General features: G+C 64.8%; 19 protein-coding genes, 2 tRNA genes and 1 pseudogene. 9 read left to right on the top strand and 13 right to left on the bottom strand.

Features of this window, described 5'->3' with window-relative positions:
- Positions 1–43: 43 nt before the first annotated feature.
- On the bottom strand, positions 44–517 hold the full coding sequence (locus PAA8504_RS07435; protein ID WP_108893564.1) for an SspB family protein: 474 nt from the start codon (positions 515–517) through the stop codon (positions 44–46).
- A gap of 277 nt (positions 518–794) precedes the next feature.
- Between PAA8504_RS07435 and guaB the strand changes: the two genes are divergently transcribed.
- On the top strand, positions 795–2,243 hold the full coding sequence (gene guaB, locus PAA8504_RS07430) for an IMP dehydrogenase (protein ID WP_108893563.1): 1,449 nt from the start codon (positions 795–797) through the stop codon (positions 2,241–2,243).
- A 12-nt stretch (positions 2,244–2,255) separates the two neighbouring features.
- On the opposite strand, the gene PAA8504_RS07425 is transcribed toward guaB, so the two are convergent.
- Entirely contained in the window at positions 2,256–3,131 is an 876-nt protein-coding gene (locus PAA8504_RS07425; RefSeq protein WP_108893562.1) for a LysR substrate-binding domain-containing protein, read from the bottom strand.
- 146 nt (positions 3,132–3,277) lie between these two features.
- Between PAA8504_RS07425 and PAA8504_RS07420 the strand changes: the two genes are divergently transcribed.
- The 3 genes from PAA8504_RS07420 to PAA8504_RS07410 are packed head-to-tail and all read left to right on the top strand — an operon-like array spanning position 3,278 to position 7,633.
- Positions 3,278–4,507, top strand: a complete 1,230-nt coding sequence (locus PAA8504_RS07420; protein ID WP_108893561.1) for a stachydrine N-demethylase — start codon at positions 3,278–3,280, stop codon at positions 4,505–4,507.
- A gap of 5 nt (positions 4,508–4,512) precedes the next feature.
- The gene (locus PAA8504_RS07415; RefSeq protein ID WP_108893560.1) at positions 4,513–5,580 is read left to right on the top strand and encodes an FAD-binding oxidoreductase; all 1,068 of its coding nucleotides are present in this window, start codon (positions 4,513–4,515) and stop codon (positions 5,578–5,580) included.
- Positions 5,573–7,633 carry an NADH:flavin oxidoreductase gene (locus PAA8504_RS07410; RefSeq protein ID WP_108893559.1) on the top strand — a complete coding sequence of 687 codons (2,061 nt, stop codon included), beginning with the start codon at positions 5,573–5,575 and terminating at the stop codon, positions 7,631–7,633. Before PAA8504_RS07415 ends, PAA8504_RS07410 begins: the two co-directional genes overlap by 8 nt.
- Positions 7,634–7,650: 17 nt before the next feature.
- Here the strand turns inward: PAA8504_RS07410 and PAA8504_RS07405 are convergent.
- From PAA8504_RS07405 to PAA8504_RS07375, 7 genes are all read right to left on the bottom strand, one after another.
- A tRNA-Gly gene (locus PAA8504_RS07405) sits at positions 7,651–7,724 on the bottom strand.
- A gap of 86 nt (positions 7,725–7,810) precedes the next feature.
- A complete protein-coding gene (locus PAA8504_RS07400) occupies positions 7,811–9,826 on the bottom strand; it encodes an ASKHA domain-containing protein (RefSeq protein ID WP_108893558.1) in 2,016 nt (671 codons plus the stop codon).
- A gap of 78 nt (positions 9,827–9,904) precedes the next feature.
- Entirely contained in the window at positions 9,905–10,126 is a 222-nt protein-coding gene (locus PAA8504_RS07395; protein WP_108893557.1) for an N-(5'-phosphoribosyl)anthranilate isomerase, read from the bottom strand.
- 35 nt (positions 10,127–10,161) lie between these two features.
- Positions 10,162–11,130 (bottom strand): methyltetrahydrofolate cobalamin methyltransferase, encoded by a 969-nt coding sequence (locus PAA8504_RS07390; RefSeq protein WP_108893556.1) that lies wholly within the window; start codon positions 11,128–11,130, stop codon positions 10,162–10,164.
- Entirely contained in the window at positions 11,127–11,786 is a 660-nt protein-coding gene (locus tag PAA8504_RS07385; RefSeq protein WP_108893555.1) for an HAD family hydrolase, read from the bottom strand. The genes PAA8504_RS07390 and PAA8504_RS07385 overlap by 4 nt, the downstream gene beginning before the upstream one ends.
- The gene (locus PAA8504_RS07380) at positions 11,783–12,706 is read right to left on the bottom strand and encodes a methylenetetrahydrofolate reductase (RefSeq protein WP_108893554.1); all 924 of its coding nucleotides are present in this window, start codon (positions 12,704–12,706) and stop codon (positions 11,783–11,785) included. The genes PAA8504_RS07385 and PAA8504_RS07380 overlap by 4 nt, the downstream gene beginning before the upstream one ends.
- Positions 12,707–12,735: 29 nt before the next feature.
- Entirely contained in the window at positions 12,736–13,032 is a 297-nt protein-coding gene (locus PAA8504_RS07375) for a virulence factor (RefSeq protein WP_108893553.1), read from the bottom strand.
- A gap of 251 nt (positions 13,033–13,283) precedes the next feature.
- On the opposite strand from PAA8504_RS07375, the gene PAA8504_RS07370 reads away from it, so the two are divergent.
- A complete protein-coding gene (locus PAA8504_RS07370; protein ID WP_108893552.1) occupies positions 13,284–14,399 on the top strand; it encodes a Ppx/GppA phosphatase family protein in 1,116 nt (371 codons plus the stop codon).
- Positions 14,400–14,420: 21 nt separating this feature from the next.
- Here PAA8504_RS07370 and PAA8504_RS07365 read toward each other — a convergent pair whose 3' ends face one another.
- Complete coding sequence (locus PAA8504_RS07365; RefSeq protein WP_108893551.1) at positions 14,421–14,768, bottom strand: DUF1428 domain-containing protein; 348 nt, start codon at positions 14,766–14,768, stop codon at positions 14,421–14,423.
- Positions 14,769–14,905: 137 nt separating this feature from the next.
- On the opposite strand from PAA8504_RS07365, the gene PAA8504_RS07360 reads away from it, so the two are divergent.
- The gene (locus tag PAA8504_RS07360) at positions 14,906–15,607 is read left to right on the top strand and encodes an RlmE family RNA methyltransferase (RefSeq protein WP_108893550.1); all 702 of its coding nucleotides are present in this window, start codon (positions 14,906–14,908) and stop codon (positions 15,605–15,607) included.
- On the opposite strand, the gene PAA8504_RS07355 is transcribed toward PAA8504_RS07360, so the two are convergent.
- Positions 15,597–16,478 (bottom strand): GNAT family N-acetyltransferase, encoded by an 882-nt coding sequence (locus tag PAA8504_RS07355; RefSeq protein ID WP_108893549.1) that lies wholly within the window; start codon positions 16,476–16,478, stop codon positions 15,597–15,599. The two genes, PAA8504_RS07360 and PAA8504_RS07355, sit on opposite strands and share 11 nt — an antisense overlap.
- Positions 16,475–17,794, bottom strand: a complete 1,320-nt coding sequence (locus PAA8504_RS07350) for an ATP-binding protein (RefSeq protein WP_108893548.1) — start codon at positions 17,792–17,794, stop codon at positions 16,475–16,477. Before PAA8504_RS07350 ends, PAA8504_RS07355 begins: the two co-directional genes overlap by 4 nt.
- Positions 17,795–17,832: 38 nt before the next feature.
- Here PAA8504_RS07350 and PAA8504_RS07345 point away from each other — a divergent pair, with 38 nt between their 5' ends.
- The 3 genes from PAA8504_RS07345 to PAA8504_RS07335 all read left to right on the top strand — a co-directional run bounded on the left by PAA8504_RS07345 (position 17,833) and on the right by PAA8504_RS07335 (position 20,349).
- On the top strand, positions 17,833–18,684 hold the full coding sequence (locus PAA8504_RS07345; RefSeq protein WP_108893547.1) for an MBL fold metallo-hydrolase: 852 nt from the start codon (positions 17,833–17,835) through the stop codon (positions 18,682–18,684).
- A 58-nt stretch (positions 18,685–18,742) separates the two neighbouring features.
- Positions 18,743–18,817, top strand: a tRNA-Asn gene (locus PAA8504_RS07340).
- A gap of 338 nt (positions 18,818–19,155) precedes the next feature.
- Positions 19,156–20,349, top strand: a complete 1,194-nt coding sequence (locus PAA8504_RS07335; protein WP_146190460.1) for a hypothetical protein — start codon at positions 19,156–19,158, stop codon at positions 20,347–20,349.
- Between the two features lie 476 nt (positions 20,350–20,825).
- Here PAA8504_RS07335 and PAA8504_RS07330 read toward each other — a convergent pair.
- Positions 20,826–21,131, bottom strand: a pseudogene (locus tag PAA8504_RS07330) (integrase core domain-containing protein); the annotation flags it as partial.
- Positions 21,132–21,185 lie beyond the last annotated feature (54 nt).

Genomic DNA, 21,185 nt, shown 5'->3' with positions numbered 1-21,185 from the left:
GCGAAACAGGGCAACGCCCGTTCGCGCAAACGGCCCCGCAGGGTTACTTGCGGAACTTGTCCAAGCTCACGATCTCGGCGTCTCGTTTTTCCGGGGCCGGGGCGTCGCCATCGTCCGTGTCGTCGATCTCGACCATGTCGGCGTCCGGTTCGTCGTCCTCTTCCTGAGTTTCGAAGCGCAGGCCGAACTCGACCGAGGGGTCGACGAAGGTGCGGATCGCGTCAAAGGGGATGTACAGCGGCTCGGGGCTGTCGCCGAAGTTGAGCGTCACCGAAAACCCGTCCTCGGCCACGTCGAGGCCGTCATACCAGTGCTGCATGACCACCGTCATCTCGCCCGGATACCGGTCGCTAAGCCAGTCGGCGATCTCGACATCGGGATGCATGGTGTCGAAAGTGATGAAGAAGTGATGCTCGCCCGGAAGGCCGTTCGCCTCGACGTCGGACAGGACGCGCCGGATAAGACTGCGCATCGCGTCGTGCATCAGATTGCCGTAGTCGATCGATCGCGGGGCCATGGTGTTCCTGTAGGATCAGCGTTTCCCCGACCATAAGTGTTTCGCCGGTGATGAAAAGGGCGGTTTCGGCCGCCGATCGCCATCTGCCGCTAAAGGAGGCGATGCATTGCGGCCCGGGCACCAATTTTCATTTCCGTACACATGTGTATAGAATTGCCGCGTAAACTGGACACGTATGTCGATTTCCTCCGAAAGCCGATTTCCGGCGCAGCATCTTTCCTTCGCGTCCGGGGCGTGAAATAGGGACGTGCCAAACGACGCTCCCAAGGAGATTCCCATGGAGATTCGCGAGGCCCTCACCTTCGATGACGTTCTGCTCCAGCCCGCTGCGTCCAGCGTGCTGCCGTCCACTGCCGATACGCGCACATGGGCGACGCGGGAGATCGCGATGAACGTTCCGCTTCTGAGTTCGGCGATGGACACCGTGACCGAGGCCCGTATGGCCATCGCGATGGCCCAGGCTGGGGGCATTGGCGTCATCCACCGCAACCTGACGGTGGAGGAGCAATCCGACGAGGTCCGGCGGGTCAAGCGGTTCGAGAGCGGGATCGTATATAACCCAATCACCCTGCGGCCTGACCAGACGTTGGCCGACGCCAAGGCCCTGCAAGAGCGGTTCCGCGTCACCGGTTTCCCGGTCGTCGATGCAAACGGCCGCGTCGTGGGCATCGTCACCAATCGCGACATGCGCTTCGCCACTGACGAGAACACACCGGTGTCGGCGATGATGACAGGCAATAATTTGGCGATCCTGGTCGAGCCCGCGGATCGGGAAGAGGCGAAGAGCCTCATGAAAGAGCGCCGGATCGAAAAGCTTCTGGTTACCGACACGGACGGCAAGCTGACGGGGCTTCTGACGCTGAAGGATACCGAACAGGCGGTGCTGAACCCGGCGGCGTGCAAGGATTCGCTGGGGCGTCTGCGCGTCGCGGCGGCGACGACCGTGGGCGATGCCGGGTTCGAACGGTCCGAGGCGCTGGTCGATGCGGGCTGCGACATCGTGGTGATCGACACCGCCCACGGCCACAGCGCCGGCGTGGCCGAGGCGGTCCGCCGGGCCAAGGCGATCTCGGGCAACGTGCAGATCATCGCGGGCAACGTCGCGACGGCGGACGGCGCCCGCGCGCTGATCGACGCCGGGGCGGACGCGGTCAAAGTCGGCATCGGGCCCGGTTCGATCTGCACCACGCGAATGGTGGCGGGGGTCGGCGTGCCCCAGCTGACGGCGATCATGGATGCCGTCTCGGGGGCGAACGGGGTGCCGATCATCGCCGACGGGGGCATCAAGTTCTCGGGCGATTTCGCCAAGGCCATTGCGGCGGGGGCGTCTTCGGCCATGGTCGGCTCGATGCTGGCCGGTACGGAGGAAAGCCCGGGGGAGGTCATTCTCTACCAGGGGCGGACGTTCAAATCCTATCGCGGCATGGGCAGCCTTGGGGCAATGGCGCGCGGATCGGCAGACCGGTATTTCCAGAAGGACGCGGCCAGCGACAAGTTGGTTCCCGAGGGGATTGAGGGGCAGGTGGCCTATAAGGGCGCTGCCGGCAATGTGATCCACCAGCTTGTGGGCGGTCTGCGCGCGGCCATGGGCTATACCGGGTGCGCCACGGTGGACGAGATGCGCACCAACTGCAACTTCGTGCGGATCACGGGAGCGGGCTTGAAGGAAAGCCATGTGCATGACGTCCAGATCGTTCGAGAGTCGCCCAACTACCGCATGGGATAACCCCCCGGGCGTTTACTGGGAAATCAGCCAGTCCCGAAAGACCCGCGCCCGGGGTGAGGCGCGGGGATGGACCGCCAGGTAGAATGGCCAGGGGGATGGCATTGCGGCGTCGCTGAGATGCACAAGCTTGCCTGCCTCCAGAAGTGGGCCGACCAGGCGTTCCCAACCAAGGACCGCGCCGATGCCGTCCTGCGCCATCTGCAACGCGATCATGTAGTTGTTGACGGTGATGCTTTTTCCCGTGGGCGTCATGTCCGAAACGGTCGAGAACCAGTCCGCCCATCCCGTCCAGTCCGTATCGGCGGCCGCGACGTGGATCAGCGGGGCGCCCGCCAGCGCCTTGAGGGATAGGGACGGTATCCTTTCGGCGAATTCAGGCGAGGCCAGCGCGACGATCCGGTCGCGGAACAGGACGTGATGCGCGTCCATCTCGGTGTTGACTGGCCCGTAGTGAATGCCAAGATCCGTGGATCCGCTGGAGGCCGCGGTGTCCATGACGATCTGCGAGATCACGATTTCGGGGTGGGTCTTCCAGAAGGCCGAGATCTTCGGCGTCAGCCAGAACGCACTGACGGCCGTGGTCGCGCGCACCACGACGTCGTCCGTTTCCGCGCGGCCCCTGATCTCGCGGATGGTGTCGGACATTCCCTCGAATCCCTTCCGAAGATTCACGAACAGGAATGCCCCCATCTCGGTCAGGTCGACCCCGCGATGGTGACGGCGAAACAGGTCCCGCCCCAGTTCCGTCTCCAGAGCCTTGATCTGGTGACTGACGGCCGCCGGCGTGACGTTGAGCTCGCGCGCCGCGGTCTTGAAGCTCTGATGGCGGGCCGCTGCTTCGAAGCAGACCAGCGCCGTCATCGAGGGAAGGTCGTAGGGGCGCTTCATATCCGTCGCTTTCGGCTGTCCATGCGTCGCATTCCTGGCTTATTTCAGCTAACCGTGCATGAAAATTTGTGCCATTGAGGCATAGGAAATTCGGGGTGACAAGATCAGATGAAATAAACCGAATACCCGAACCGGGGGTCCTTCCCATGACTGCTAGCCTTACCGATCTTCTGGCGCGCCGCGAGCTCGGGTTCTCCCTCGAGCGGCCGTTCTATACCGATCCGGACATCTTTGCCGCCGACCTTGAGCACATCTTCTACCGCGAATGGCTGTTCGCGGTTCCGGCATGCCAGCTCGACCGCACGGGGGCCTATGCCCGCCTTCAGATCGGCGCCTACAACGTCTTGGTCGTGAAAGGGGGCGACGGGCAGATCCGGGCGTTCCACAATTCTTGCAGGCATCGCGGGTCGGTCCTGTGCGAGGCGCGGCAGGGGCAGGTCGCCAAGCTGGTCTGCCCCTATCACCAATGGACGTACGAGCTGGACGGTCGCCTTCTGTGGGCGCGCGACATGGGACCCGATTTCGACCCTGCCAGGTACAGCCTGCGGTCCGTATCGTGTCGCGAGCTTTGCGGGCTGATCTATATCTGCCTGGCCGACACGCCCCCCGATTTCGAGGCGTTCGCCGATCTCGCTCGGCCCTACCTCGAGGTGCACGACCTGCATCGTGCCAAGGTCGCCCACACGTCTTCGATCATCGAAAAGGGCAACTGGAAGCTGGTGTGGGAAAACAACCGCGAATGCTATCATTGCGGCGGTGCGCATCCGTCGTTGTGCCGATCCTTCCCAATCGATCCGGAAGTGGGTGGCGTGATGGCCGATGGCGGCGCCTCGCCCAAGCTGCAGGCGCATTTCGACCGGTGCGCGGCGGCGGGCGCGCCCGCGCAATTCCGGATGGAGGGGCAGGGTCAGTTCCGTTTTGCCCGGATGCCGCTGAACGAGGATGCGGTCAGCTATACCATGGACGGCAAGCCGGCCGTCAGGCGCCCGCTGGGGCGGGTAGGGCTGCCCGATGCCGGATCGCTTCTGAAGTTCCACTATCCCTCGACCTGGAACCACTTTTTGCCGGATCACTCCCTGACGTTCCGCGTCACCCCCATCGGCCCGCAGGAGACCGAGGTGACGACCACATGGCTGGTCGACAAGGATGCCGTCGAAGGCGTGGATTACGACCTGAAGCGCCTGACCGAGGTGTGGGAGCATACCAACGACGAGGATCGCGAGATCGTCGAGGCGAACCAGATGGGTATCAACTCGCCCGCGTATTTGCCCGGGCCCTACAGCCAAATCCAGGAATCCGGGGTCATCCAGTTCGTCGACTGGTACGCCCACACCATGGGCCGCGCGCTGGCGCCCCGGGCCGTCGCGGCGGAGTAGGCGCGATGAACATGCATTCCCACCCCACGCTGGCCTTCTGGACTGACGACGAACCGCTCGAATGCGTGTCGCGCCTACCCGAGGCACCGAACGTCGTGACCTTCACCTTCCAAGCCCCGTCGGGGGCGCTGTTCGCCTACAAGCCCGGCCAGTTCGTCACGCTGGAGCTTCCGGTGCCCGGCGGCCCGCTGCACCGGACCTATACGATCTCGTCAGCACCATCGCGTCCGACGTCCCTGACGATCACCGTCAAGGCGCAGAATGCATCGCTTGGAACGCGGTGGATGCTGGACAACCTGACGGCGGGGATGCGCCTGAAGGCCACGGGTCCGAGCGGGTCTTTCTCGTATCTCGACCATTCCGCGTCGAAATACCTGTTCATCTCGGCCGGGTCGGGCATCACGCCGATGATGTCGATGACGACCCACATGTACGACGCAGGGCGCGATCCCGACATCGTCTTCGTCAACTGCGCCCGCCGTCCGTCCGAGATCATATTCTCGGAACGGCTCGAACACATGGCATCGCGCATAACCGGGATCGAACTGGCCTGGGTGGTCGAGGAGCGCGACCCCTACCGTCCCTGGACGGGCTACAAGGGCACGTTCAATCAGCTGATCCTGGGTCTCGTCGCCCCCGACTATCTGGAGCGCGAGGTGTTCTGTTGCGGGCCGGAACCGTTCATGCAGGCGGTGCGCGAGGCGCTGTACGGATTGGGCTTCGACATGGACCGATACCACCAAGAAAGCTTCCACGCCGCGCTGCCCGACACCAACCTGGTGCCCGAGGATGTCACGCTGGACGAGGAAGCCAAGGCCGAGGTGGAATGCGCGGTCTCGGGCGTGTCGTTCCAGTGCGCCCAGACCGAGACGATCCTGAATGCCGCGCGCAACGCGGGTGTGATGATCGCGGCGGGCTGCACCTTCGGCGTTTGCGGCACATGCACGGTCCGCAAGACCGAGGGGGAGGTCCACATGGTGCACAATGGCGGCATCACGGACGAGGACGTTGCCGAGGGCTACATTCTGGCCTGTTGCTCGAACCCGATAGGAAAGGTGACGATCGATGCTTGACGGACCCCGGCGCGAGACGAGCGATCCCCTGCTTCAGCCCTATCGCTTGAAGCACCTGACGCTGAAGAACCGGCTGATGATTTCAGCCCATGAACCGGCATACCCCGAAGACGGCATGCCGAAGGAGCGGTACCGCGCCTATCACGTCGAACGCGCCCGGGCCGGGATCGGAATGACAATGACCGCCGGGTCCGCCAGCGTGTCGCGCGACAGCCCGCCGGTGTTCAACAATGTCCTCGCCTGGAAGGACGAGGTCGTCGGCTGGATGCGCCAGCTTGTGAATGAGTGCCACGACGAGGGCTGTGCGGTGATGATCCAGCTGACCCATTTGGGCCGCCGGACTCGCTGGGACAAGGGCGACTGGCTGCCTGTCGTTTCGGCCGGTCATGCGAGGGAGCCGTCCCACAAGGCGTTCCCCAAGAAGGCCGAGGATTGGGACATCGAACGCCTGATCGCGGATTACGCTTCGGCCGCGCAGCGGATGCAGCAGGCCGGCCTCGACGGTATCGAGATTCAGGCCTACGGGCACCTGATGGACCAGTTCTGGTCGCCGCTGACCAACGAACTTGAGGGGCCCTACGGGGGCGAAAGCCTAGACAATCGCCTGCGCTTCACCATGGAGACGCTGGAGGCCATCCGCGCCGCCTGCGGGCCGAACTTTATCGTGGGCGTACGCTATACCGGCGACGAGGATTTGAAGGGGGGGCTGACCAACAGGGACGGGCTGGCCATCTCGCATCGGCTGAAAGACAGTGGGCTGGTCGATTTCCTGAACGTTGTGAAGGGTCATATTGACACCGATGCCGGGCTGACCGACGTCATCCCGGTACAGGGCATGCGGTCCTCGCCGCATCTGGACTTCGCGGGCGAGATCCGGAAAGCGACGGAGTTCCCCACGTTCCACGCCGCCAAGATCCAGGACGTCGCAACCGCCCGTCATGCCGTCGCTTCGGGCAAGCTCGACCTCGTCGGCATGACCCGCGCGCACATGGCGGACCCGCATATCGTCGCCAAGATCATGCGCGGCGAGGAGGATCGGATTCGTCCCTGCGTCGGCGCGAACTACTGCCTCGATCGGATCTATCAGGGGGGCATGGCGCTTTGCGTCCACAACCCCTCGACCGGGCGCGAGTTGGAGCAGCCGCACACCATCGACCCCGCGGCCAAGCGGCGCAAGGTCGTCGTGATCGGTGCCGGGCCGGCCGGGCTGGAGGCCGCGCGTGTCGCGTCCCTTCGCGGACACGACGTGACGGTGCACGAGGCCGCTTCGGATCCCGGCGGTCAGATCCGCCTGACGGCCCTGACCGAGCGTCGGCGCGAGATGATGCAGATCGTCGATTGGCGGGTCGCCGAATGCGAGCGTCAGGGCGTCCGCTTCCACTTCAACAGCTATGTGGACGCGGCCGATGTAATGTCCGACGCACCCGACGTGATCATCGTCGCCACCGGCGGCCTGCCACATGTCGAGGTGTTGGACGCAGGTGACGACCTTGTCGTTTCGGCTTGGGACATTTTGTCGGGCGATGTCGCGCCGGGGCGCAACGTGCTGATCTACGACGACGCAGGCGATTACCCGGCGCTTCAGGCGGCCGAGAAACTGGTCGAAAGCGGCGCGGAGGTCGAGATCGTGACCCGCGATCGCAATATCGTCCCGGAAGTCATGGCGATGTCGCTGACCCCGTCGCTGCGCATCCTGCAGGCGAAGGGCGCGGTGTTCACACCCACATGGCGCGTCGACGCGGTCAAACGCGATGGGAACATGCTGCTGGCCACGCTGGGCAGCGACTACGGAAATTTCAAGCGCGAACGCCGCGTGGATCAGGTCGTGGTGAACCATGGCACCCGCCCGCTGGAAGATCTGTATTTAAAGTTGAAACCAAACGCGAGCAACGGCGGGGAAATCGACTACGAGGCGCTGGTATCCGGCGGGCCACAGTCAGTCATGCGAAACCCAAACGGGACGTATCAGCTGTTCCGTATCGGCGATGCCGTCGCCGCGCGGAACACACACGCAGCGGTCTATGACGCGTTGCGCCTGGTGCGAACCTTGTGATGCTTTCGGCAGTGTGTTGGAGCGGGTGAAGGGAATCGAACCCTCGTATTCAGCTTGGGAAGCTGCTGCTCTACCATTGAGCTACACCCGCATACCACGACGACGAGATAGGGCCGGAGAGGGCCCCGGGTCAAGGGCCTGATGCGCGTCGCGCCACGTCATCCGCGACACGTTAGCCTAGCGGCGCTTGCGGCGGCGCTGCCGGCCACCGTCCTCTCCGTTCTGGTTGAAAGAGAGTTCGGGCAGCGGAACGATCGCGCGCAGTTCGGGGAACGGATCCGTCGCATGGGGCAGGGCGTTTGCTGCAACGAAATGCTCCTGAAAGCGCGGCTCGATGGCGGTTTCGACCTTGTGGATGCGGCGGACGCCCGTCTCGATCTCGGCCCGGGCGGCACGGTTCAGCAGGGCGATGCGGGCGCCGGTTCCCGCGGCGTTGCCGGCGCTGGTTACGCGGTCCAGCGGCACGTCCGGGATCATGCCCAATACCATGGCGTGCTTGGGACTGATATGTGCCCCGAACGCCCCGGCAAGCACCACCTTTCCAACCCGATCCACGCCACGCTCGTCCATCAAAAGACGAGCGCCCGCGTAAAGGGCGGATTTCGCCAGCTGGATCGCCCGCACGTCGCCTTGCGTAACCGAGATCACGCGATCGCCGTCCTCGTGGATGACGTAGGCATGGGTCCGGCCTTCGACGCGCATCCGGTCCGTCCCGGTTTGCGCGGCCGAGCCGATCAATCCCGAAGTATCGATGAGGCCCGCCATGCGCATCTCGGCAAGCGCCTCGATGATGCCCGAGCCGCATATGCCGGTCACTTCAGCATCAAAGCCAGGCTCATCGGACCAGCGATCATCGCCGATGACGCGAAAGCGGGGCTCCTTGGTGTCGGGATCGATGCGGATGGCGTCGATCGCGCCGGAGGCGGCGCGTTGGCCCGAACTGATCTGCGCCCCCTCGAACGCGGGGCCCGTGGGCGAGGAACAGGCCAGGACCCTTTCGCGGTCGCCTAGCAGGATCTCGGCATTTGTGCCGACATCGACGATCAGTGTCAGCTCATCCTGCTCGCCCGGTGCTTCGGACAGGGCAACGGCGGCGGCGTCCGCCCCGACATGGCCCGCGATGCATGGGAGGATATAGGCGCGCGCCCCGGCGTTGATCCGGGCGAGGTCGAGCTCGGCGGTGGCGCAGTCGATCGCATCCGACGTGGCCAGCGCGAAGGGTGCCTGGCCAAGCTCGACCGGGTCGATGCCCAGAAGCAGGTGGTGCATGACCGGATTGCAGACGATCACGGCCTCGACGATGGCGGTGGGCGCGATCCCGGCTTCCTCGGCGATGTCCGCCGACAGCTGGTCCATCGCCTCGCGCACCACGCGCGTCATTTCTCGGTCGCCGCCGGGATTCATCATGGCGTAGCTGACCCGGCTCATCAGGTCTTCGCCGAAGCGGATCTGAGGGTTCATCAGCCCGGCGGATGCAACGACCGCCCCGGTATCGAGATCGCACAGATGCGCGGCGATGGTGGTCGAGCCAAGGTCGATGGCCAGCCCGTACAGCCCGCCTTCGTACAGCCCCGGCCAGATGTCGATCAGGCGGGCAGGCCCGCGATGGGCCTGATGGACCGCGACAGTCACCCGGAAGCCGTCCTTGCGCAGGGTCGGCTGCAACTTATGCAGGATTTGCAGCGGGGCCTCGACCGGCCCGACATCCCACTGCGACTTAAGCGCCCGATTGAGGCGTTCCAGATCGCCCGAAGGCTCGTGCATGTCGGGCGCGTCCACCTCGACGTAGAAAAGGCGGGTGGCCGGGTCCATGCGGATATCTCGGACGGTCGCCGCCTTGCGCACGACCTGGCGGTGGACCTGGCTTTCGGGCGGCACGTCAAGGACGACATCGCCCTGAATCTGGGCTTGGCATCCCAGGCGGCGGCCAGCTTTAAGGCCACGCTTCTCGTCATACCGCGCTTCGACCTTGTTCCAGTCGCTCAGCGCGGTTTCGGAAACCGTGACGCCGTGCTTCGAATGCTGGCCGATCTGCGGCGCGATCTGGCATTTGGAGCAGATGCCACGCCCCCCACATACGCTGTCGAGGTCAACGCCCATGCGCCTTGCAGCCGCGAGGACGGTTGTCCCGGCGGGCACCCGAGCCCGCTTGCCGGAGGGGGTGAAGATGACGAGGGGATCGGTGTCAGACATAATATCGATCTTGCCAGGGATTGGGGCCGGATATGGTCGAGGACGGCGCAGCCCAGATTTTCGGATCGAAAATCCGGTTCAGCGGACGACTTCCAGAAACCCGGGATTCCAAGTGACGACGTACTGGCCCCCGCGCCGGATCATGTGAAAGTCCTGGCGCCGGACCTCGGCGGTCAATCGCTCTTGCCCGATATGTTCGTCCGCGCAAGCCGCGGATCGGGGCACCACCCTGCCGCGCGCTACAGCCTTGGCGGCGAACAGCGCGTCTAGGTTGGCCGCTGCTGTCGCTATCGTCAGCATGGACCGACATTTGCATCACGGCGGTGAAGATTGCTTTACCCCCGACGCCTGCGGCCGCCCGAACGTCCCCCGCGTCCGCCGCCCGCATCCAGCGCGGCTTTTGACGCCTCGGGATAGCTCTGACCGCCTTCGACCGCGTCCAGAACGCGGCTGAACTTGATCCACTCGGACCCGTTCGCATCATGGTTCATCAGGAAGTTGGCGGCGCGCACGGCCTCCATCTCGACCGGGCGGACGGGGTTCATGATCGCACTCGTCATGCCCGCGCCGATGGCCATGGGCAGGAACGCGGCGTTGATCCCGTGGCGGTGGGGCAGACCGAACGAGATATTCGACGCGCCGCAGGTCGTGTTCACGCCAAGTTCGTTGCGCAATTTGCCCACCAGTTCGAAGACCTGGCGCCCGGCGGTGGCCATCGCACCCACGGGCATCACCAAGGGGTCGACCACGATGTCATGGGCGGGGATGCCGAAATCGGCCGCGCGCTCGACGATCTTCTTGGCGACGGCAAAACGCACCTCGGGGTCTTCGCTGATCCCGGTGTCGTCGTTCGAAATTGCAACGACCGGCACGTTGTATTTCTTGACCAGCGGCAGCACCAGCTCCAGCCGGTCTTCCTCACCCGTTACCGAGTTCAGAAGGGGGCGTCCCTCGCACGCTTCCAACCCGGCTTCGAGCGCGCCGGGCACCGAACTGTCGATGCAGAGCGGTAGGTCCACAAGGGCCTGCACCAGTTCGATCACCTTACGCATCAGCGGCGGTTCGGTCTCGTTCGGGTTGGGGTTGGAATTGTAGACCACGCCCGCATTCACATCGAGAACCATGGCCCCGCAGGCCATCTGCTCCAGCGCGTCCTTTTCGACCGTGGAAAAATCGCCCGCCTCAAGCTCGGCCGCCAGCTTCTTGCGTCCGGTGGGGTTGATGCGTTCGCCGATGACGCAGAACGGTTCGTCGAAACCGATGGTGACGGTCTTCGTCTTCGATTCGAGGACGGTGCGGGTCATGTGTCTTCCTTCTGCATGCGGTCGAGCCAGACCCCGAGGGTCGGATCGGTGAAGTCGGCAATCGTATCGTGCGCCCCGGCGGCGGTCAGTCGGTCGTGGGTCAGTGACGACCGCAGCCCGAGGGTCGGAATACCGGCGCGGCTGGCCGAGGTCACCCCCGAGGGGCTGTCATCGAAGGCCAAAGACCGCTGCGCCAGTACGCCCAGTTGGTCCAGGGCGGTCTGGTAAGGCAGGGGGTCCGGCTTGCCGCGCGCCAGTTCGTCGCCGACGATCAGGATAGGCAAACGCGTCGTCAGGCGCAGGGCTGCCAGCATCGCTTCGGCATTGGCGCGGGGGGCGTTGGTGACGACGGCCATGCCCCATCCCTCGGCCTCGGCCCGGTCCAGAAGGGCGGGCAGCCCGGGCATGGGATCGGCCCGATCGCCAAGCCTTTCGCGGAACCGCGCTTCCTTGGTGTCGGCCATGACCTTGGGATCGCGGCCGGGAAAGGCATCGCCGAAGATGTCGTCGTTCAGGCGGCCGTGGATGTGGTCGTAGTAGTAGGATTCGTCGATCTCGCGCCCCTCTTCGGCGAACATCTCGACGAAGACCGCCGCGTGGATCGGGTCGGTTTCGATGAGGGTGCCGTCAAGATCGAAGAGGAGCGCAGGCGTCATTGCGTCGCCCGGGCCTGAGCGGTCCCTGTCCGGTCTGCGACCCAGTCAGCCGTGGCCTTGATCCCGCCCAGCGGGAACAGGTGGACGGCTTCGATGGCGAAGTCGGGGTTCGCGGCCTTGTGGGCGGCAAGCTCGGCCACGACGTCGTCTGGGGTGTAGGGCATCACCAGCTTGGTCACGTCCAGCGCGCGCTTTTGCAGCACTCGCAGCGACGGGCCGACGCCGCAGGCCACGGCGAACTTGATCAGCGTCTGCAGCTTCGCGGGGCCCGCGATGCCGATATGGACGGGAAGGTCGATCCCGTTCGTGCGCAGAGCTTCGGCCCATGCGATGACCGGCTTTGCCTCGAAGCAGAACTGCGTCGTGATCGCCATTTGCGCGTCCGTCCGGTCGGAGAACGCCTGCTTCCAGCGCAGCGCGTCCGACACGTTGCGGTCGCTTCCGTCGGGATCGATGTCGCGGTTGCCCTCGGGGTGGCCCGCCACGTGCAGCCGGGTGAAGCCCGCCTTGTCAAAAAGCCCCGTATCCAGAAGCTGCATCGCGTTGTCGAAGGCGCCCTTGGGCTCGGACACGCCGCCCGCCAGGATCAGGCCCTGCGTGATCCCGGCTTCCCCCTGATAGCGGGCGATCCAGTCGCCCAGCGTATCGGCATCCGCGATGATGCGGGCGGGGAAATGGGGCATGACCTCGAACCCTTCGGCGGCGATGCGCCGGGCGGTGGCGACCATGTCCTCGATTGGGGTGCCGTCGATATGGGCGATGTAGACGCGCGTGCCGGGGGCCAGAAGGGTGCGAAAATCCTCCACCTTCTCGGCCGTGCGTGGCATCACCTCGATCGAGTGACCCTGCAGGAAGCCTGCGGTTACGTCGGAGGTCGGGGCAGGGGTCTTGGACGGCTTGCGGAAGGAAAGGATCGACATGAAGGCTCCCGATGGACAGGGGCAGGCGGTCAGGCTCTGCCGTCGTTGGCGATAAGCGTCTTCAGACGCTCCTGGTCGTATTCGGCGTCGATCCGGGCCACCGCATCCGCGGCGGCGTCTTCTTCGGGACCGTCGACCGTAACGGGGGGCGCCTTGCGCCATTCCGCCAGATAATCGTCTGTCCCGGCCGCGCCCGATTTCATCGCAGCGCGGTCGATCGCCTGTTCGAACCGTTCGGGCAGGGGCTTCTTCACCCCCCGGCGGCCCTTGCCCGCGATCACCTGTGCAGGGATGTCCCGCCAGTATACGATCGTGATCTCGGCCATCGGTGCTGCCCTTTCCGCTTCTGACGTCCCTGTTACGCGGCGCAATGCCGCGTCCCATGCCGGATTTCGACGCAACGTCGTCATCCAGCGACGCGAGGTGTACCGAATGCGCCGCCAAGAGGCCATGCACGGACAAGCGCAAAGAATTCATCATCTTCTTGAGGGCGGGGTGGACTGTCGATCCCCAGACGGCACTTGCCTCACGCGTGCCGCGGACCTACCATCGAGGCAACTGATTGGAGGGCGACACGATGGCGCCCAGGCGTCCCGAAGGTGCGGGCGCGTTCCCGAAGCCGGTCGAGCCGCCGCGCACCATGAAACCCGATCCGGCGTCGCTTTACGCGGCCCTGGATCTCGGCACGAACTCGTGCCGCATGCTGATTGCCCAGCCCAAGGGAAATCAGTTCCACGTCGTGGATTCGTTTTCGAAGTCCGTCCAGCTGGGGCTCGGGCTAGAGGCGACTGGGCGGCTGTCGCGCACGTCGATGGACCGAACGGTCCACGCGCTGAAGATCTGCCGCTCCAAGATCGAGAAACGGCACGTGAGCCGGATGCGGTTAGTCGCGACAGAGGCTTGTCGCCGGGCGACGAACGCGGGCGAGTTCATTTCGACAGTCGAACGCGAGGCTGGCCTGAAGCTGGAAATCATCGCCCCCGAGGAAGAAGCCCGGCTGGCGGTCATCTCCTGCGCGCCGTTGGTGTCCACCAAGACCGAACAGCTGCTGGTCGTCGATATCGGCGGCGGCTCGACCGAGCTTGTGTGGATCGACCTGACACGCGTGCCCCGTCACGACCGGCCGCGCGCGATCATGCGTCTTCACGCCGGGTTCCGGCCCGTTGACGGCTCTCCATTCCCGGCAGCGCGGGTGGTCGACTGGATCAGTGTGCCGCTGGGGGTCGCGACGCTGCGCGAGCAGTTCAATGACGTGCGCAACGACGCCGCCCGTTTTGCCCTGATGAGCTGGTTCTTCGAGGAGAACCTTGTGAACTTCGCGCCGTATGCGAAGGAGCAGGCCCGTGAGGGGTTCCAGATCATCGGTACCAGCGGCACCGTGACCACAGTGGCCGCCAGTCACCTCGGGCTGAAGCGGTATGACCGCAACCGTGTCGACGGGTTGAGGATGACAAGCGACCAGATCGACGCCGTGATCCGCGACTACCTTACCCTGGGCCCCGAGGGACGGCGCAACGATCCTCGGATCGGGCGGGACCGTCAGACGCTGATCATGTCGGGATCGGCCATTCTTCAGGCGCTCCTGCGGGTCTGGCCCACGGACCGTCTGTCCGTGGCGGACCGGGGCCTGCGCGAGGGGCTTTTATATGCGCAAATGTCGGCGGACGGGGTGCTGGACGACGGGCCGTATTGAGGTCCGCCGCCCTTGTGCTTGTCACGGCCGCGTCGACAGCACTTCCGTGAAGCCACCGAAGATCATGCGCTTGCCGTCGAAGGGCATCTCCATCTCCGGCATGTCGTTCATCATCTTGGCCCAGCCCGCGTCCCGGGTGGCCTTGTCGGGCCAGACGACCCAGCCCATGACCACCGTCTCGCCATCTTCAGCCTTGACGGCCATTGGCAAGGACGTGACCTCGCCCGGGGGCGTGTCGTCGCCCCAGCAATCCACGATCTCCGTCGCGCCCAGATCGCGCATCATGGGGTGGGACTGGATGCAGAACTCGGTATAGGCCTCCCGCTGGTCTGTGGGGACGGCCGCGACGAACAGGTCGAAATAGGGCATGAGGTGACTCCGGGGTTTGGCTGACCCAAAGGAAGTATGATGCGTGGCCAAAAGCAAGCGCTGTGTCGTGGAAGTCGGCGCATTCCTCTTGTGCGGGCCGAGTTGCGGCGTAAGTGGACGGGAAGGAGGCCCTGATCATGGCAAAGAAGACAAGCGGGCGCGGGCAGCGCGATCTGACGGTCAAGGTAAAGACGGCACGGGGGCGGACTCTGTCCTCGACCCGGTGGCTGCAACGGCAACTCAACGATCCATACGTTAAGCGCGCCAAGGACGAGGGGTTCCGGGGCCGCGCGGCGTTCAAGATCATGGAACTGGACGACCGGTTCGGGTTCTTCAAGCCGGGCGCGCGTGTCGTGGATCTGGGCTGCGCGCCGGGCGGCTGGCTTCAAGTCGCGGTGCCCCGCATCAACGCCTTAGGCGAGAAATCGGGCAAGCCGGTGGGCCGGATCCTGGGGCTTGACCTTCAGGAGGTCGAGCCGATCGCGGGCGCCGAGATCCATCAGTTGGACTTCATGGAGCCCGGAGCGGACGATCAGGTCAAGGCCTGGCTTGGCGGGTCTGCGGACGTGGTGATGTCCGACATGGCGGCCTCGTCGTCGGGGCACAAGCAGACCGATCACCTGCGTATCGTGGCACTGTGCGAAGCCGCGGCGGAACTGGCCTTCGACGTTTTGAACCCGGGCGGCACTTTCGTGGCCAAGGTCCTTCAGGGCGGGACCGAGGATGGCCTCCAGGCCGAATTGAAGCGCCGGTTCGAGAAAGTGGCGAACGTCAAACCCCCGGCCAGCCGTTCGGACTCGTCGGAAAAGTTCGTCGTGGCGCAGGGGTTCAGGGGATGACGCCCCGCCGGGTAGGGTCGATCGGAACGAACACCCATTTCAGCGCGGCCGGTCGGCCCGAACGCTCGGCACTCTTGCGCGATGCCGGGTTCTGCGCCGCGATCGTGCCCATGTAGGGCCGTTCGGGTGAAAAGGTCGCGGCCAGCGCCCGATGTCCGGCGGCGGCCAGTCCGCGGCCGCGATGGTCCGGATGGACCGCAAGTTCTTGCACGATCTCTCCGTCGATCCAGGCGATCCGGCCCGGGCGCGTGGCGATCAGGCCGACGGGCACCCCTTGGTACAGGATGGCGTGAAGACGCTCCGCATCGAACAGTGCGGGAAGGTCGTCGGTCGGGCTCACGGCCCCTGCGAAACCGGGATCGACGCGGCTGGCGGCGAATGCCGCATCCAGAATGACCTGAGCTGTCTCGGGGCCGTCGAACAGAGCAAGCGTTGCGCCCGCCTGCGCGATGGTGCCCGCTCGGGCGATGTGAACGGTCTGATCGAGGCAGGTTTCACAGGGCATCGAGTGGTCACCGGGGACGAGAAGCCGGAAGGCCCGTGGCGCGAAATCCGCCCATTCTCTCCAAACCGTCGCGCGCAGCGTTTCCAATGGCAGGTCGTGGGCGATCACCTCGACGAAGGGGCGCGTCACGTCGCCCCCGAAAAAGCGTATCCCACCCAGCAGCGATGGCAGATGGCGCTGGGCGAACAGCCCGAGCGGAAGCTTCAGCGCCCGCGCCGCGCCCGAAAAAAGTTCGGTGAACGCCGGATCCCCCGCACGCGCCGCTTCTTCGGCCATCCATTCGACCAGCGCCGCCTCGCCGCCCAGATGCGCGGCCACGGGGGCCAGGGGGCGGGTCGACCCCCACGCCGAGACCGGCAGGGTCATCGCGCGAGAACCAGATCGGCCCGCAGGCCGCCCATCCCCTCGGACCGGTCCAGTCGCAGGACGCCCCCGTGCTGGCGAGCCACATCCTGCGCGATGGCCAGTCCCAGCCCGACGCCGGCCCCGCTGTTCTGATTGCGGGCATCGTCCAGGCGCGCGAAGGCCCGCATGGCCTTGTCCCGTGCCTCGGCCGGGATGCCGGGGCCGTCATCCTCGACCACGTAGACGAGGGCTCGCTCGGACACTTCGAGCGAGACCCGCGCGGTCGAGCCATACCGCAAGGCATTCCCCAAGAGGTTCTCCAGGGCACGACCCACGGCCAGCGGGTTCAGCATCGCCGATCTCAGGGGATCAACCCTGCCTTCCGCGACCGCCCCCCCGCCGCGCCGTGCCTTTTCGACCACGTCCCGCAGGATCGCCACCGGATCGGCTTCCGACGGGGCGGCCATCGTGCCTTCCCGCGCGAAATCGAGGAAAGCGTCCAGCATCCCGCGCATCTCGGCCACATCGCGGCGCATGGCGGGCGCGTCGGGATCGTCGCTGAGTTCGAGCCCCAGATTCAGCCGGGTCAACGGGGTGCGCAGATCATGGCTGATTCCCGACAGCATCATCGTGCGCTGCTCGATCTGCCGCTCGATCCGGGCGCGCATGTCCAGAAAGGCGGTCCCGGCGGCCCGAACTTCCTGTGCGCCCGACGGGTGATAGGCCACAGACCGTCCGCGCCCGAAGGCGGCAGCTGCATCGCCCAGCCGCTTGATCGGGCGCAACTGGTTCTTCATGAACAGGTAGGCCACCACGGTCATCAAAAGCGCGGTCAGCACCATGATCACCGGCAGCTGGTGCGGGTTCTGCGCCGAGACGCGGTCACGGTCGAAGGTCAGCCTGAGGGGGCCGTACGCCGTGCGCGCGGTCAAATCCACGATGCCGTCATCAGTGGCCAGGTCGATACCGCTGACGCCGCCCAGCCGGTCGTTCAGCGTGGGGATCACCAGCCGTCCCGAAAGGTCGTAGAAGCGCCGCGCATTGGCGGTCAGCGGTGCCGGGTCCGGCAACCGGGCAATGATGTCAAACTCGGCCCCCACGACGCGGGCCGTCGCCCGGGCCGTCTCGACGTCGGGGGCCGCATCGATGCGGTCCAGGACGTAGCGCAACTCGTACGCGACGTTGCCCGTCAGCTGCCGGGTGACGTCCTCGAACAGGCGCTGGACGAAGGCGACCGAAACGACAACCTGCAGGACGACGACCGGCAGCAGCAGGATGATGAAGGCCCGGCCGTATAGCGATTTCGGAACGTAGCGTTTGAGCCAGGTGAATGTCATGGTGCGACTCTAGGTCGAGCGTACGACGGGAGGAAGGGATGGAACGACTTGAACCGGGCCTCATGCGCATGATTGCCCCGAATCCCGGCCCGATGACTGAACGGGGAACGAACACATATATCTTGGGGCAGGGGCCGTTCACGGTCATCGACCCCGGCCCCGACGATGATCGGCATCTGGAGGCAATCCTCAGCGTAGGGAGCATCAGCCATATTCTGGTGACCCACGCCCATCTGGACCATTCCCCTTTAGCAAGGCGGCTCGGCGCCGCGACGGGGGCACCGGTGCTGGCCTTCGGCGATGCTCGCGCTGGACAGTCGCCGGTCATGCAGGGGCTGGACGACCTCGGCGGCGGGGAAGGGGTCGACGCAAGCTTTGCCCCAGACGAAACCCTAGCGGATGGCGAGGTTTTGCACACGCCCGCGGGCCCCATCCGCGCGATCTGGACGCCGGGGCATTTCGGCAATCACCTGTCCTTTGCCTGGCGCGATACGATCTTTTCCGGGGATCTGGTCATGGGGTGGGCGTCGAGCCTTGTTTCCCCGCCCGACGGCGATCTGACCGCCTTCATGGACTCGTGCCGCCGAGTAAGAGCCATGGGCGCCCGAGTCCTTTATCCCGGACATGGAGGCCGCATCGATGACCCGGCTGAACGGACCAACTGGCTGATCTCCCACCGGGAGAGTCGCGAAGCACAGATCATCGCGGCCCTCGATGCGGCCCCCGGAACGCCACAGCAGCTGGCCAAGCGGGTCTACGACGCGATCGATCCCCTGTTGTTGCCCGCCGCAACTCGCAACGTACTGGCGCATCTCATTGATTTAACGCAGAGAAACTTCGTTTGCACCGAGGGCGAGCTATCCCGAACCTCGATCTTCTATCGCGCGTGATTTTTCGGTGTGAAGCGCTTGAAGCCACCGAATACCCTTGTTATACGCCCAGTCGTGGTCCGGCGTAGCTCAGCGGTAGAGCAGTTGACTGTTAATCAATTGGTCGTAGGTTCGATCCCTACCGCCGGAGCCAAAATCCTCAAGTAGCTGAAAACAAGGGATTTCCGATATCCGGATTCGGAGCTCGACGACGAGGTGCACATTAGGGTGCACACGGCGGTGCACATCGTGTGCACAGGAGGGCATTCCCATGCCCCGGAATCGGAGCCGGCCGCCCCACCTTGAAATCAGAAAATCCGGCTACTGCTGGCGCCTGCCCCGGTCCCTACGGGACCGGGGTGCCATGCCATCTACCGATCTCCGACAGAGGTGTGTACCCCAAGAACAGTTTTTAAGCTGTGTTTCTCCCTGCGTTGCCAGGTCCTCCGGGACGCGAAGATCCTGGCCCGCCGCCTCACCGAGATGAGCGACATGGTCTTCGCCGCAGATGCGGCGAAGACCATGTCGATTGCACCCGACATTCAGGCCCGGCTGCTCGAACAGCTCGCTCGCTTCGAGGTCGAGCCATTCGAACGTGCACGGGCGATTGCCGGCTGGCGCAGCCCCGACGTCGCGGCACTGGATCTCGGGCGGGAGGAAGCGCTCCTGTCAGTTTTGCGGCAGGCGCTGTACCTTGGTGATCGAAACGTCGCGCGGCAGCCGCTCCGTCATGTTGCCGCTCAACTCGGGATCACGCTCGACGAACATGATGACGACTGGACCGCGCTGGCCTACGAGGCGACGAAGGTCCTGCTCGATGTGAGCCAGGAGCGCTACCGGCGCCAGCAAGGTCTCTACGACCGACCGACAGTGTTCTTCCGGCCTGCCGTCGCGGCCTCCGGATCAAGCGCAACCCGACCCGCCGCCACGTTGGCCGGTGCGACTGTGGCCCCGGCGGCCTTCGCCTGCGCAAGCGCCGAACCTGAGCCTGCGCGCGCGGCGACCCTTGCAACATCTGAACCCGGCGCGAATGCGATGCAGCCTGAAGCCGTTACCCCAGCTCTCTTGGAAGAGATGACGACATGTGAGCCCGCCGTCCCGTCCAGCAAGGTCTCGGCGGCACTTCACGGTTCAACGTCCCTTACGCCCATCATCGTCCCGGCCGGGCTGCAAAATCCCGAGGGCTACGACGAGGAAAGCTGGCAGAAGGTGCGGATTGCTGCCCGTCCGCCCCGCATCCTCATCGACAGGAAGCTCCTGACGGAGGAGTCTCTGGCTGCCATCGAGAAGGAACGTGGCATCACGCTGCCGGAAGCCGTCAATCTGTACCTGGAACTGCGCGGCCTTGGCGACATGAAAGACTTCGACAAGGATCAGAAGCGGTTCCCGGCCAATGGTGCAAGATGGCAGAAGGAAAACACGAGCAACGCACGTCTCGCGACGACATTCTGGCCGGAAATGCTCGGCGATGGCGCTGTCGACGAAATCGAGGTGGACGCGGTCAACGATGCTCTGACGCACCTTCTGAAGGTTCCCGCCAATCATGGGCGATCGCCGAAGGATCGCGGGCGCTACCAGTTCATCGAGATGGCCGATGCCAAGGATCGCAAGATCCCTCTGCGGAGACACATTTTGACTTCTGACACCGGGATGGGGCGCAACCTAAGGAACGGTCGATTGGGGTAAAGAACGGCTTCCTGAAGGACCGCCGACGTCGAGACGCGCCCCGCTTCCGGGGAGGGTTGCGCTGTTGGGCGGAAAGGGGCCAAATAGCAAGATAAGGAAGATGCCCTGGGGATTCTGTCTGTGAATGCGTTTGAGCATCGGTCTTGCCACCAAGATATTGAGTGACAAGCCTCAGGTTCATTTCGTCCGTCCAGGAGCAGGATACGCATTCGACCCGATAGTTCGCGCCCAGATGGTGTTGCCTGCCGATGCACCCATGTTGGAGCTGACCGACTGAGAACCCATCTCGCCGGCCAACAAGATCGCCTCTGAGCTTGATCGAACCCGGGTCATCCGGTCTTGGGCCAATAGTTCCAAGTCCTCCAGGGGTCCTCGGCCCCCGCTCTGGATCGAAGCTACCGGCTTGATCTGGTCGATCCGACAAGAGCCGCGAAACGGACCAAGATTCGCAACGCCACTGACCTGCCACTGAACTTTCATCCAGCGGCGACCGGAGCCAGGTTGGTGTTTACGCCGGCTGGCGCAGGTTGAGCAATCGCCCGACGTGCGGAGCTTTCATCTCACGCAGCGGGGCGGTTGATTGCGGTGGTCAGGGTCCGCGCGTAGTCGACCGGGGTCTGGTAATCCAAGGCCGAATGCGGGCGTTCGGTGTTGTAGTCGTTAGCCCATGCGGCGATCACGATCCGCGCATGGGCCAAGTTGCGGAACATGGTCTCGTCGAGCAGCTCATCGCGCATCCTGCCGTTGAAGCTCTCGACGAAACCGTTCTGCATTGGCTTTCCCCCCTCCCGGGATCATGCTCCGCATGACCCTGCCGGGCAACGGGACGCGATGTA

This window comes from Palleronia abyssalis, from assembly GCF_900302445.1.
Classification (GTDB): Bacteria; Pseudomonadota; Alphaproteobacteria; order Rhodobacterales; family Rhodobacteraceae; genus Palleronia; species Palleronia abyssalis.
This window is presented reverse-complemented; position numbering and strand designations above follow the sequence as displayed.